Raw genomic sequence first — 13,262 nt, 5'->3', positions numbered from 1 at the left:
GGGCCTTGCTTCTCCCGGTTTTACTTTTTTACAGCGCATAAGTCGCCCTGGCAGCGCCACTTTGATCAGGAGCAGCGTCACCGGTTTTTTTGAATGTACTTTGGGGATGATTTCCCGTTATGGCAAAATGATCAGCCGGTTGTTGTCAAGCCGGTAATTGATCTGCCATTCTTTCAGGGCTTTCAAAAAGGAAGAGAGTTTTACATTCCGGCTCATTTCACCGGTAAAATAGATATCGGGTATCTTATTATTTTCATACACTACTTCTATGTCATACCATCTTTCTACTTCTTTCATTACCTCTTTTAAAGAGGAGCCTTCCAGGTTAAACGCACCATTTTTCCATGCTACCGCTTTATTGATATCAGCGTCAGGAATGACCTTTATTTTATCAACGGTATTCAAGTCATGAGCAATCGCCATCTGCGCCGTCTGCCCCGGCTTCAGGATAACTCTTTCGGAGGAGGAGGTTTTTATTGGTGTATGTTTTACGGCTACTGTGCCGCTTATTAGCGTGGTATTGATAGTACCGTTATCGCCATAGGCGTTGATATTGAAGCTGGTTCCCAGTACTTCTATCAGCGCCTGTTTATTTACGTTGATCCGAAAGGGCATTTTACTGTTCTGCGCAACTTCAAAATAGGCTTCCCCGGTGATTTCCACTTTCCTTTCGGCGCCCTTGAATAGGGTAGGATACCTTATTGAGCTGGCGGCGTTCAGCCAAACCTGAGTGCCATCCGGCAGTTGCAGGTTGAACTGCCGTCCTTTGGGCGTGCTGATGGCATTATAGGTGATAGCGTCAGCAGAACCGGCTACAGGGTCATAGGATAACTGTCCGCTGTCCAGCAATATCCGTGCGCCGTTTTGCGAGGCCACCAGTCCGTTCTTTGCACTGTCCAGTACTACCTGGCTGCCGTCTGACAGGGTAAGTATGGCCCCTTTGTGTGCAGGCGCCACATCTGCAACGGCCGGTGCACGTACGGTTTGATGCTCTTGTAATAAATAATAGGCGGCGCTTGCCGCCAGTAACAAAGCAACGGATGCAGCCGCCCACCACCAGCGGCGTGGGAATATATGTCGCACCCTGTCTGGTGTTTTATCGGCGGTTATGATAGCCTGAAAAATGGCCTGTGCTTTTTCTTCAGGGATATCGACGGTAGCGGTGGTGCGAAAAAACGATTGTTCCAGCAGCTCCTGCGCGGGACCGTTATTTTCCCGGCCGGCCAGCCAGCTTCTCAATATATTCATTTCCCCTTCGGTGGCCTTCCCTGCCAAAGCCCTCTCATAGATTTCTAAAATTCTTTCCATAATCAAATCTCACTTCAATGATTTTGATCGTACTGTATATAATGACAATCCTGGTTGAACGTTTGGGGGGGATCCCTAAAAAAAATTTCAGGAGAATAATACAAGACAACATACGATAGCCAGAACGTCACCATTTGCGTGAGCCATGCAGTAAGCCCTTATGCTTTTTAAAGCCTGGTCCAGGTGGTATTTAACGGTTTCCGGAGCGATATTCAGCAAGGCAGCGGCTTCTTCCCGTTTATATCCTTGTTGTTTGATCAGTTCATAAGTTTCTTTTTGCCGGGAGGGGAGCCTGGCAACGGCGGTGTTGAGCAGTTCCCTGAACTTGCTTTCATCTGCTGTAATCCCCGGGTAGTCGTTGCCCTCATGCACTTCTTTCAGCCATTCCTGGATGGTCCGTTTGTGCAATTGCTCTTTTTTAATGGCATTGAGGGTAAGGTTGGCGGCAATCCTGTATAACCAGCCGGGGAAGTTGGTTATTTCAGGGAGGGTGCTTCTGTTAAGCCATACTTTCAAAAAAGCATCCTGTACAATTTCTTCGGCGAGCATTTCTTCTCCCGCCATTCTTAAACTATTGGTATAAACAACAGGCCGGTAGTGCTCAAACAGTTGTGCAAAAGCATTCACATCACCTGCGGCGACCAGGTTAAGCAACTCCTGTTCATTAGTGAGTAAATGCTTTTCTGTGATTGGCATGGAAACTTTCCCTGTTTATGGTTACATGGGCGCAATATTAGCAAAATAGGCAGTTAAGTAAAAGGGATATTTTCAGAAATATTATTTGCGCAAGCAAATAATTGCGTTTTTTGGGATGGCCACGACTTCATCCATCAAACGCAGGTGAAGCCGTGGCCGTTGTGTTACCGGTGTAATCCTCGTTTCCTTAAATACCGCAGCAATTGCTCCGGCAGGTCGGTCTGTATAACGTTGGCTTGTTTATATTTTGACAGTAACAGATCGAAGCCGGTATCTTCGGTTACGCTCTCCATCTTGTCAAAATCGCCCAGCGCGTTGATCCATACCCGTGATCCTGCCAAGCGGATATCGTTGATGACACTGTCGGTAAAAGATTCGTCCACATGTACCACGGGGAACTTGTCCATTTTCAGGATGGCAGCCGTTTCTTTGGCGTCATGGGCACGGGGCATGATCGGTACCTGTTTGTCAAGACGACGCAGAAAAGCAGCATCCTTGTAGTCATAGATGAAGAACAGTATCTGCCGGGTGGTGCCGGTAGATTTTATCAGGTCGTATGCCAGCCGTGCGGCTGCCTCGCTGTCAGCCTTGAAGTCTACATCTATCATAATATGACCCTTTGCCAGCAGTAGTACGTCTTTGAAAGAAGGTATCCTTTCGTCCGTCGGCTGACCGTTGTGCAGCAGTGGAAACTGCTGCAGTTCTGCGTAGGTATAGCTGCTGACGTTCCCTTTCCGTCCTGTGGTGCGGGTAATGGTTTTATCATGCATGAGTACCAGGACGCTGTCTTTGGTCAATCTTATGTCCAGCTCCGCAATATCGATGCCCTGCCTGATAGCTTCTCTGAGGGCTCCCAGGGAATTTTCCGGGTAATGGGTGTGGGCCAGACGGTGGGCGGCCACCAGTATCCGCTCCGGGTGTTGGGAAAAGTCTTCTAATATAAGGTCAATTTTTCCAGGAGCGGGTGGGGCTGTCTGTGCCTGGAGAGATCCCCAGGTGCCGCAAAATATCAATGCAATAAAAAAACTGCGTTTCATTTATTCGTATTTTTTTTGAATTAAAAATATCCCTTGTTCTGCGGGAATGTAACGGTTGACAGATCTATCTGTGCCTGCGGGATAGGGCGTAATACATGGTGGTCTTTTATATTCACCGCGTTGGGATTGTATTTCCTTACTCTTTCTATCAGCTTGCCGGTGCGGGCAAGGTCCATCCAACGCATATTTTCACCGCCCAGTTCCCGTGCGCGTTCATCGAGGAGCTGGTCTATATTCAGTTGTGCGGCGGTTATCACAGGCAACTGTTTGCCTGGTTTGGCGGCCCTGGTCCGGACGGCATTGAAATAGGGGAGTGCCTCGCCGGGTTTTCCTGCCAGTATCAATGCCTCGGCGGCCAGCAGATATGTTTCTGAAAAGCGAAATACAAAAAAATCGCGGAAGCCGTTGAGCGCCTGTACGCTGGCACGGGTAGGGTCGTCATGTTTTTTGATGCCCCAGTGCATGTTGTCATTATTCGGAGCAATCACCGAGGTGATGCCCGGTGAGAGTTGCCATACTACGGTGTCGCCTATCTTTTTTCCGGACGGCAGCGTAGCCGTATTGTTGTAGGTCCAGGTATAGCGGAAGGTGACGTCAAATCGGGCGTCATTCTGATCAAACAGCTCCCTGAAAAAGGCCGTAGGCCTGAACCGGGTGTAAGGGCGTCCACCTTGTTCCAGATCGCGTTTTAAACCCGGGTACTGATCATAGGCCGGGGTAAAGAAAGCATGCCCCTGGTTACCATCGTCATTAAACAGCGCGTTGTTGAGGTATTGCACGGCAAACACGATTTCTGTATTTCGCTGGTTGTTATAATCAAATATTCCGCTATAGGTCTTTACCAGCTGATAAGGCCCTTCGTTAATTACTTTTATCGCAGCAGCAGCGGCGCCGTCATTATCTTTCAGCAACAGTTTGACTTTTGCCAGCTGGTGAAGGGCCGCGCCTTTGGTGATACGCCCATACTCGGGAGATGTCCAGTTCAACTGGTCCGCGGCAAACTGCGTATCTTCCAGCATCTTTTTCCAGATATCTTCTTTTGATGTTCTTCCGGCGTCTGTTACCACGCCTTTGGTTTCATGGGCGGAATACACCACGTCTCCGAATTGAAGGGTAAGCCAGTAATAGTAGTGTGCCCGTAAAAAACGGGTTTCCGCCTTATACTGGTTTTTGAGTTTATCATCCATCACTACCTGGTCGATCCTGTCGAGGACGGTATTGGCGGCATTAATACCGGCATAACAATCGTTCCAGATAGCATTGAGATAGTCGTCAGCTGGATTGAGGGCGGCGGAGTAATCATCCATGAACTTATACCCTCCGTCTTTTCCGTGTTGGAAAAGATCCGTGCCCATAGTGGTGACGGTGAAACCTTTCTGGGAGCCGTATAGCCCTCGCAGTTTGCTGTATACCCCGGTAACGCCGTTGGCGATGCCGGCCGGGGTGCTGTATATCGCTTCCGGTACGGGTTTGTAGAGATCTTTTTCATCCAGGCTGCAGGAAGTGAAAAACATGCAGCTGAAGGATATTGCAGTAAGTATCTGGAGCGGTTTATTAAATAACATAACCTGTTTTTTAAATCATTAGAAAGCAGCATTGAGGCCGATGGCATACATTTTCACCGTAGGATACATGGCGCGGGTACCGTCTGATTCAAATTCGGGGTCCTGGCCTTTGTAGTTGGTGATGGTGAATGGATTTTCAGCGCTCAGGGTGATCTTTAAAGTCCTGATGGCGGCCCGTTGCAGCCACATGGACGGAAGCGAATATGCCAGCGCCAGGTTTTTTACCCTGATAAAGCTGGCGTCTTTATAGGCGAGTGTTGAACCGAGGTATACGCTTTCCTGGTTTTTATCGGGACGGGGATTCTCATTGGTAGGATTCTCCGGTGTCCAGTAGTCGATGTTGATGTTGTTGTACCTGCCGGCGAGCCGGTTGTTATTTTCAAACCACCTGGAATAGATCAGGTAGTTTTGACGGGTATTGATGACGATGTTTAGCTCCAGCCCTTTATAGGAGAAGCGGTTGGTCATACCTCCAATCCAGCCGGGGAATTCTGATCCGAGGATCATGCGGTCCTGGTCACTGTATTGTTTATCTCCGTTTTTATCCAGCAGTTTTATCTGTCCGGGTTTGGTGCCATATTCCTTTGCCGTAGCCGCCTCGCTGGTTTGCCAGATGCCTGTTTTTTTGTAGTCGTAAAACACCCTGATCGGTTGGCCGATGAACCATTGGTTGCCCACATCGTCTTTTCCGTCTCCATACAATTGAACGATTTCATTCCTGTTGGTAGAGAAGTTGAGGTCGGTCGTCCATTGGAAACCATTGTCGTTATTGATGTTTACTGTAGACAGCGTCACTTCCCACCCTCTGTTGCGTGTAGCGCCAATGTTTTGTAACACTTCTGTATAGCCGCTGCTGCCGGGGATACTTCTCTTTAGCAGGATATTTTTGGTGTTGGCAATGTAATGTTCAATCGTACCGGTGATACGGTTATTGAAAAAGCCGAAATCGATCCCGGCGTTCAGCGAAGTGGTAGATTCCCATTTAAGATTGGGGTTGGCGATGGTAGCGGGTTGAAAACCATTCATCCCTGTTTCTCCGAAAGCATAGCTGCTTTTCCTGAGCGTGCTGAACGTGCCGTAGGGAAGAATGCCGTTGAAGCCGGTACTGCCATAGCTGAGCCGCAGTTTCAGGGTGTTTATTTTGCGCAGCGACTGCATAAATGGTTCTGCATCTATACGCCAGGCGACGGCGGCGGAGGGGAAGTATCCCCATTTATGGCCCGTGGCAAAAACGGAGGAGCCATCTGCTCTGCCGGTGATGGTGAGGAGGTACCTGTCTTTATAATCGTAGTTGATGCGTGCCATGTATGACAGTAACAGCGATTTGCGGTAGTCGCTGGTGATACCGGTTACCTCGCCAGCTGTTTCCAGGTTATGGTAACTTTGGGTTTCATAAGGCAGTTTATTGGCCCTGACCCCGGAGCTGTTTACGGTTTGCTGCTGGGAGCTTTGCAGCAGGGTGATGCCCAGCCGTTGTGATTTAGTCAGCTGTTTTGTGTATTTCAGTATATTCTCTACCGTTATAGAAAACATGTCTGCATTGCTTAGTCCTGCGGTGGCATTTCCTCCCTGGTTGTCGTCCGTTTCGCTGCCTTTGAAGTACCCTTCTTTGGAGGCTTCCATTTCCGGTCCGATATTCAGACGGTAGGTGAGGTCCCTGAAGATGTCCCATTCTCCGTACATGCTGGCAAATACCCGTGTTTTGTAGCGCTGGTTGATGGTATTTCGAATGATCATCAGCGGGTTTACCCGTTGCCCTTCATCGTTGTTGGGGCGGAACAGCAGTTTGCCGGTGCTGTCGTAGGGGATGCCCAGCGGGTTTAAGCGTAAGGCATTGTCAAATACCGTATTGTCTGTTATGTTCTGTGCAGACATGCTGGCCAGGGTGGAAACGCCCATCCTGATACGGTTGCTGACCTGGTGGTCGAGGTTGATACGCAAAGCTCCCCTGGTAAAATCAGTTTTATCGATGATGCCTTTTTCCCGGAAGTAGTTAAAGGAAACGGCGAATTGTGTTTTTTCCTTGCCGCCGGTCAGCGACAACTGGTGGTTTTGTTTGGCGCCGTTATGATAGATGAGGTCCTGCCAGTCGGTGGACCGTCCCTGCGCCAGGGAACGCAGGGCAATATCATCAAAGAGGGTGGCGTCGGCGGGATAGCTATTGTTGGGATTGGCGGTCCTGGCGGCTTCCCGGCGAAGCTGCGCGAACTGCTCACCATTCATCAGGTCCAGTTTTCTGGTGATGGCGGTCACCCCATAATAGGCATCATAGGCAACGTTTGTTTTACCTGCTTTCCCTCTTTTGGTGGTGATGATCAATACGCCGTTGGCAGCACGGGAGCCATAGATAGCGGTAGAAGAAGCATCTTTTAATACCTCTACGGAAGCGATATCATTAGGGTTGATTTCATTGAAACCTCCTACCATCGGTATACCGTCCAAAACAATCAGCGGGCTGTTGTCATTTTTGATGGAACGCTGGCCGCGCAACAGTATGCTGGCGCCGGCGCCGGGCTCATTGCCACTGCTGAACACGTCAAGCCCCGCTACCTTGCCCTTTAATGCCTGTGCGGCATTGGTGGTAGGTTGCTCTGCAATGTCGCGTGCTTTAACGGAAGAAACGGAGCCGGTGATATCGCGTTTCTTTTGGGAGCCATATCCCACCACCACTACTTCATCCAACCCTTTAACATCTTCCTGTAGTACTATCGTGGAGAGCAGCCCGGAGGAAACACTTATTTCCCGACGGATATAACCGGACATGGAAAATACCAGGATATCGCCAGCGGCGGCGTCTACGGAGAAATTACCTTCATTGTTGGTGACGTCGCCTCTTCCGGCGTTTTTAACGGCGACGGTTACACCGGGGATAAGCGAACCTTTTTCATCGGTGACTTTTCCTTTCACCTTTTCCGCAGGAACGGCCTGAGTTGCTGCCGCAGCTGGGGCCGCGGCCGTTTTTTCCAGGATGATTATTTTATGCTGCTGTATTTTATAGGTCAGCCGGGTGTTGCGGAGCAGCTCGTTGATGGTCCATGCCACCGTTTTCTGCCTGACCTGCAGGTTGCCTGCTTTGTAAGGCGCTATCAGCTGTTCATTATAAATAAACAGGTAATCTGTTTTTTGTTGGATAATGGCAAACGCTTCTTTGAGTGATTGCCCGGAGAAAGTGTAGTCGATGGTGGCATCACCGGAAGGTGACTGGCCATGGGAAACGGCGCCCGGCAATAGCTGCGTGCTCATTAGCATAAGAATAAACAGCCGGCATCCTTTTTTCATTACTTGTTGAGTTAGGGACGCAACAATCCTGGTATAAATTTTCATACCTTTATACGGGTTTTAATAATTGATTAGATCGTTAATAGAATCCAGCGGGAAGGATCAATAAGTGATTGGCGTTACGCATTGATCTTTTCCTGAAACGGGCCGGCGGGTTTTACCTCCCCCGGCTTTTTTAATGTGTTTATGTAACAGGCATGGGCGGTGATTTTAGTGTATTTGTTTTCGAAGAATAATATGCTGACCATCTATGGCATAGGTTAGTTTATTCGCCAGGCAAAGCATGTCCATTACTGCTGACAGGGAATCGGCCGTTTCAATACCGGCAGTAACCCGATAGGCCCCAAGACTGCTGTCCGCAAAGGAAATTTGTATGCCGTACCTGTTTTCGAGCGATAAGGCGATCACGTCCAGTCTTTCATTGTTAAAAAGAAGCTTGCCGGTGGTCCAGCTGTTTATCGCTGTTCCGTCCGCGGTGGTTTTGCTGAATGTCTGTGAGCCGGTGTGGATGGTCACTTGTTCATCGGGCAATACCACCACTTCCTTTTCTGCCAGCTGTTGCATGCCGGCGTCGCCCCGAACGGCTATTTTCCCCTGTTGTACGGTTACCTGGAGTAAAGCCTGTTGCGGGTAGTTACGCACATTAAACACCGTGCCGAGTACGCGGATGTTGATTTGTCCTGATTTTACGATAAAAGGGTGTGCGGGGTCCTGTTTTACGTCCAGGCATATTTCCCCATGTAATAGTTCTATCTTTCTGTCAGTACCCGTGAAATGTGCAGGGTACCGCAGTTTACCGCCTGCGTTTAGCCATGCCCGTGTGCCGTCGTCAAATACGAGCTGGAGGGGTTGTGCTTTTGATGCAGCTATTTCCTGCCAGTTTTCCCTGACCGGCCGGCGTATCCGCATCAGCATACCGGCGCCTGCTACCAGTAACAGCAACGCCGCTACTTTCAGCAGCTTATACCGGTGTATGGTTACCCGTTTGGCTGCCGGAACTGTTTGTTGTTGTACCTCTTGCCATATGGATTTTTCCAGGCGTTCAAAAGGAAGTCCGGAGGTATCTGCTTTGCTGGCATCGCTTTCCTGCTGATACCACTGTTCTATCAACTGCTGTTCTTCCGGTGTACATTTTCCGGCTACGTATTTTTTCAGCAGTTTTTTAATGTCATGCATAGGCATTTTAAAAGGCATGTACCTTTTCTATATGACAGTTGGAAATAAAAAGGGGGGTAGGCGCCGGCAGATTATTTTAACATTAACGGCGGTTTAGCAGAAAAAGGAGAAATGGGCCATTTTATGCCGGAGCGTACGAATGGCGTTGCTGATCTGCTTTTTGACCGTTTCCTGCGAAAGCTGCAGTTGATGGGCTATTTCTTTATGGGTAAGCGCCGATTTCCGGCTTAACTCGAATACTTCCCGCATTTTGGCGGGCAAGGCACGTATTTCCCGTTCCATGCGGACCGTGATTTCTTTTTCTGTGATGTATTGCAGCGAGTTGTTATCTGCAGCGGAGAGGGATTGTTTGAGGGAAGACAGGTGGTGATGGTAGGTGCGTTTGGAGGCCAGCATATTCAGTACCCTGTTTCGCGTGGCTACATATAAGTAGGCCGCCAGGGAGCCGGAAAGCTCAATGCTGCCGCCTTTGGTCCAGAGCGTGGTAAACACTTCCTGCACAATGTCCTGCGCATCTTCTTCGTGTATCAATATACGGTATGCCTGAAGGTAAAGTACTCCCCAGAATCGCTTATACAGTTCTTCAAACGCAGCAGCACTGCCCTGACGGAACTGTTCCAACAAGGCTTCGTCATTAAAACTATCGAGCTGGTTGGTATAAGTGGATTGGTGCATACAGGCCTTTTTTGGCAGACTGGCAGTCTGGCGTACCGGCCAAAATTAATACGACCTGCAGACATTGTATATTAAATAATTGTAAGCAGCCGCCCGCGTAATCATTTCCCTCCCTGGAATACAACGATTATCAATAAGACAATGAAAACACCGTCTATAATGAAAATTTGGGGTATTGCCCGATGAAAGTAGAGCATAAAGGAGGCCAGCATAATTATCTGCAGGATGCCGGCCGGTTTAACCCAATGGTTGTTAATTATTTCGACCAATCCCGTTGTTATCATCAATACGCCCACAAAGCTGATGAAGAAAGTATGATGGTTAAATATAAAAGTTGACACCGGCTCCAAATAACTACCCGTATTGGCGTTGAATCCTGTTTTGATACGATCAAACGGATCTTCCGACAGTTTTGTGAACTTATCAATACCAGCCAGAAGGAAAAGTATCCCTAAGGTCCGTTGAATAAATAATATGGTATTCTTCATTTGATTAGCTATTCTTTGCGATGGTTTCAAAAAATTCCTTCAGGGTATGTTTACCATATTCGGGCGCTATCATGTCCATTGCCAGTACGGTAAGGAAAAATTCAACAGGCCCGTATGTTTTGGAGCTGGTAAATGTCCGGGTGGTAAAGAGAATAAATTTTCTTATCCAATCAGGGAGGTGGGTGATCCTGACGGGCTTTCCTACACTGTCCAGCGCCAGTTTGGCAATGTCGTTCTGGGTCAATATCTGAGGGCCGCCGGCTTTTATTTCTTTTTCCTCCGAACTGATCGCATGAACGCATATTTGCGCAAGGTCTTCCCCATGAATAGGATTGGCCCTGTACTTACCCGGGCCAAACAGGTATACTCTTCCTGATCCGGCCATTTTAGAAAATTCCCGCATATCCTGGAAAAAGCCGTTAGGCCGGATGATACAGTAGTCAATCCCGGAGTTTATCAATGCTGCTACGAACTTTTCTTTGGCCTGACATATTTTAAGTTGTTTGAGGTGTTCGCCATTCAGTACAGATACATAGATGAACTTTCGTACGCCGGCTGCTATCGCTTCATTTAGCAGGTTCATATTTGCCTGATAATCCACATCCATATAAGTAAGCCCGTCCTTTTGCCGGGTAATGCCCACTGTTGATATCACCGTGTCAATATGCTCACAGCAGCCGGTTAAACTTTCCGGCCGGGTCAACTCCGCTTTTAGAATTTCCGGCGCCGGGGTTTCTCCGGGCAGTTCGGGTAATTTGATGTTGTGGCGTGCTATGATACGGGTTGCTAATTGTCGGGATAGAAGTTCCTTTAAAACATAACTTCCGAGGTATCCGGTGGCACCAGCCAATAAAATCTTCCTCATTTGCCTTGTAGTTTTATATAGTTACGATATTCAATAGCCGACTTTTTACTCAGAAAGGGCAGGATAAAGGCGCAGCACACTTGCTGATAGTAGGTGATTTTGTCGGTTTCGGATTTAAATTCACCCAGCTCTGCATCTGCTATCCAGTAGGTAAATAGGATCTGGCATTGCCTCAGGATGGTTCTCAGTTCTTTTTCGGGAGGGATGACTTCAAACACACCTTCCTTCACGTACAGTTTAAAAAGTTGTTGCGTGAGTATTCTCTCTTCGGCTAAAGACCTTTTATGGTGTTGTTTTACCGACGGAAAGTCATTCAGGATCTCGAAAAGATTCAGGAAAAAAAATTTGTATCTCAGCTGTACTACTGCAAATGTTTCAAATGATGTAAGGATGCTGCCGACCTTTATCGGTAAAGTCAGGGTCGTTTGCAGGCAATCCTTTATTTCGCGGTTCATGGTGCGATATAGTTCAATAATGATTCTGCTCTTGTCCGGAAAATGATAGGAAAAACTTCCGGGGCTTATATTCAGTTCAGTGGAGATCACCCGGGCGGTGACAGCGTTCAGTCCTCTCTGATTAAATAATATCCTGGCAGTCTCAAGAATTTTCTCTTTGTTGACTTTCATTTTGAGTTATTTGTACAGTTGTACGAAAATAGTACATTTCGTACAACTGTACAAATTTTTACAGGTTTATGTTGTGGCAGGATGTTTTTCGGAAGTTTCAGGGACGTTTGCGGGTAATAATCCGGCTATCCACAAAAAAGTAGTAAATTGGAGGGTAAGTTATTATTATTGAGACGATTATGAATAGAAAAAGTAGTGAACCCCGTTTTATCAGACTTGTTAGACTTACGATTGAGCGCAGATTTAATCTGCATGTGGAGAAGGCGGATGAAAGAGAGGTCATAAATGCTATCAGGAAGAATTCAGAATTTAAGGGGGCCAATTTATGGACGCTTATCTTTGCCATTTTTATTGCGTCTATTGGCCTTAATGTAAACTCCACGGCGGTAATCATCGGCGCTATGCTTATTTCGCCTTTGATGGGACCCATCATGGGAATAGGGCTGGGGATGGGGATCAGTGATTTTGATCTGTTGAAGAAAGGAGGGCGCAATCTTCTGATTGCTACCGTGATCAGTATTATTACTTCGACAGTATATTTCTGGCTTACACCGTTACACGAAGCGCAATCGGAGCTCATTTCCCGCACAACCCCCTCCGTCTGGGATGTTTTTATCGCCTTTTTTGGGGGATTGGCAGGAATCGTTGCCGGTACGAGGCAAGAAAAAAGCAATGTGATTCCCGGTGTTGCTATTGCTACCGCTTTGATGCCACCACTATGTACTGCCGGCTTTGGGCTTGCCAACGGTAATATATTCTATTTTCTGGGTGCCATCTATTTATACTTCATTAACAGTGTATTTATCTGCATCGCTACATTTCTCATAGTAAGATTTCTGAAATTCAGAAAACGTCATTTTGAGGATATGCAGTATGGAAAAAAGGTGTCGAGGTATATTCTGATTATCACCACCATCACCATTGTGCCGAGTATTTATTTAGCGTACAGGATAGTAGACAAAAGTATTTTTGAGAATAATGCGCAGAAGTTTGTCCGGGAGGAATTTAATTTTAAAAATACCCAGGTGGTAAACAAAAATTTCCTTTATCAGCCGGATAAAAAAGAGATCCACCTGCTTTTAATAGGAGAGGACCTGAAGCAAAATACACTTCATTCAATTACCGAAAAGCTGGATAATTACGGGCTTCATAATACCCAGCTGGTTATTAAACAAGGATTGAATGCCAAACAGGAAATTGACCTGTCGCAGATAAAAGCCAGTATACTTGAAGACGTATTTAAGAAAGACAGCACCGACCGGCAGGCGCAAACTCCCCCTGCGCCATACCTGAAGCATTTGCCTGATATCTCGGCGGAGCTGAAGGCGTTATACCCGAATTTCAGGTATTATGCTGCATCTGATATGGTATTTCACAGGGGAGATACTGTCAGCGGTGACACTATTACCGTTGTTGTCGCCTCTTTTGCAAAAGGATTAAAATCAGATGAAAGAAAAAAAATGGAAAAATGGCTCAAAAGCAGACTGCCAAACGATTCTATCAAAGTCATTTTCCAATAATCAATGCGGCAAGCGGAAACCGGATGC

The 13,262-nt window shown here is 47.4% G+C and carries 11 protein-coding genes; 1 reads left to right on the top strand and 10 read right to left on the bottom strand.

The features are described from left to right. Nucleotides 1–117 precede the first annotated feature (117 nt). The 10 genes from B5D63_RS19370 to B5D63_RS19325 form a co-directional block, all read right to left on the bottom strand. Complete coding sequence (locus tag B5D63_RS19370; protein ID WP_078670499.1) at nucleotides 118–1,308, bottom strand: FecR family protein; 1,191 nt, start codon at nucleotides 1,306–1,308, stop codon at nucleotides 118–120. Between the two features lie 87 nt (nucleotides 1,309–1,395). Further along, on the bottom strand, nucleotides 1,396–2,004 hold the full coding sequence (locus tag B5D63_RS19365) for an RNA polymerase sigma factor (RefSeq protein WP_078670498.1): 609 nt from the start codon (nucleotides 2,002–2,004) through the stop codon (nucleotides 1,396–1,398). A 164-nt stretch (nucleotides 2,005–2,168) separates the two neighbouring features. Beyond that, a complete protein-coding gene (locus B5D63_RS19360) occupies nucleotides 2,169–3,041 on the bottom strand; it encodes a glycerophosphodiester phosphodiesterase family protein (protein WP_078670497.1) in 873 nt (290 codons plus the stop codon). Nucleotides 3,042–3,061: 20 nt separating this feature from the next. Next, entirely contained in the window at nucleotides 3,062–4,606 is a 1,545-nt protein-coding gene (locus tag B5D63_RS19355) for a RagB/SusD family nutrient uptake outer membrane protein (protein WP_078670496.1), read from the bottom strand. Between the two features lie 18 nt (nucleotides 4,607–4,624). Continuing rightward, nucleotides 4,625–7,885, bottom strand: coding sequence for a TonB-dependent receptor (locus B5D63_RS19350; protein ID WP_159456076.1), 3,261 nt, complete (start codon nucleotides 7,883–7,885; stop codon nucleotides 4,625–4,627). A 210-nt stretch (nucleotides 7,886–8,095) separates the two neighbouring features. After that, nucleotides 8,096–9,061, bottom strand: a complete 966-nt coding sequence (locus B5D63_RS19345) for a FecR family protein (protein WP_159456075.1) — start codon at nucleotides 9,059–9,061, stop codon at nucleotides 8,096–8,098. 93 nt (nucleotides 9,062–9,154) lie between these two features. Beyond that, complete coding sequence (locus B5D63_RS19340) at nucleotides 9,155–9,736, bottom strand: RNA polymerase sigma factor (RefSeq protein WP_078670493.1); 582 nt, start codon at nucleotides 9,734–9,736, stop codon at nucleotides 9,155–9,157. A gap of 101 nt (nucleotides 9,737–9,837) precedes the next feature. Beyond that, on the bottom strand, nucleotides 9,838–10,224 hold the full coding sequence (locus B5D63_RS19335; protein WP_078670492.1) for a DUF6041 domain-containing protein: 387 nt from the start codon (nucleotides 10,222–10,224) through the stop codon (nucleotides 9,838–9,840). A 4-nt stretch (nucleotides 10,225–10,228) separates the two neighbouring features. Further along, entirely contained in the window at nucleotides 10,229–11,089 is an 861-nt protein-coding gene (locus B5D63_RS19330) for an SDR family oxidoreductase (RefSeq protein ID WP_078670491.1), read from the bottom strand. Continuing rightward, nucleotides 11,086–11,715, bottom strand: a complete 630-nt coding sequence (locus tag B5D63_RS19325; RefSeq protein ID WP_078670490.1) for a TetR/AcrR family transcriptional regulator — start codon at nucleotides 11,713–11,715, stop codon at nucleotides 11,086–11,088. The genes B5D63_RS19330 and B5D63_RS19325 overlap by 4 nt, the downstream gene beginning before the upstream one ends. Nucleotides 11,716–11,894: 179 nt before the next feature. Here B5D63_RS19325 and B5D63_RS19320 point away from each other — a divergent pair, with 179 nt between their 5' ends. Next, nucleotides 11,895–13,235, top strand: a complete 1,341-nt coding sequence (locus B5D63_RS19320) for a TIGR00341 family protein (RefSeq protein ID WP_078670489.1) — start codon at nucleotides 11,895–11,897, stop codon at nucleotides 13,233–13,235. The last annotated feature ends 27 nt before the right edge of the window (nucleotides 13,236–13,262 follow it).

Source organism: Chitinophaga eiseniae (assembly GCF_900167135.1).
GTDB lineage: Bacteria > Bacteroidota > Bacteroidia > Chitinophagales > Chitinophagaceae > Chitinophaga > Chitinophaga eiseniae.
This window is presented reverse-complemented; position numbering and strand designations above follow the sequence as displayed.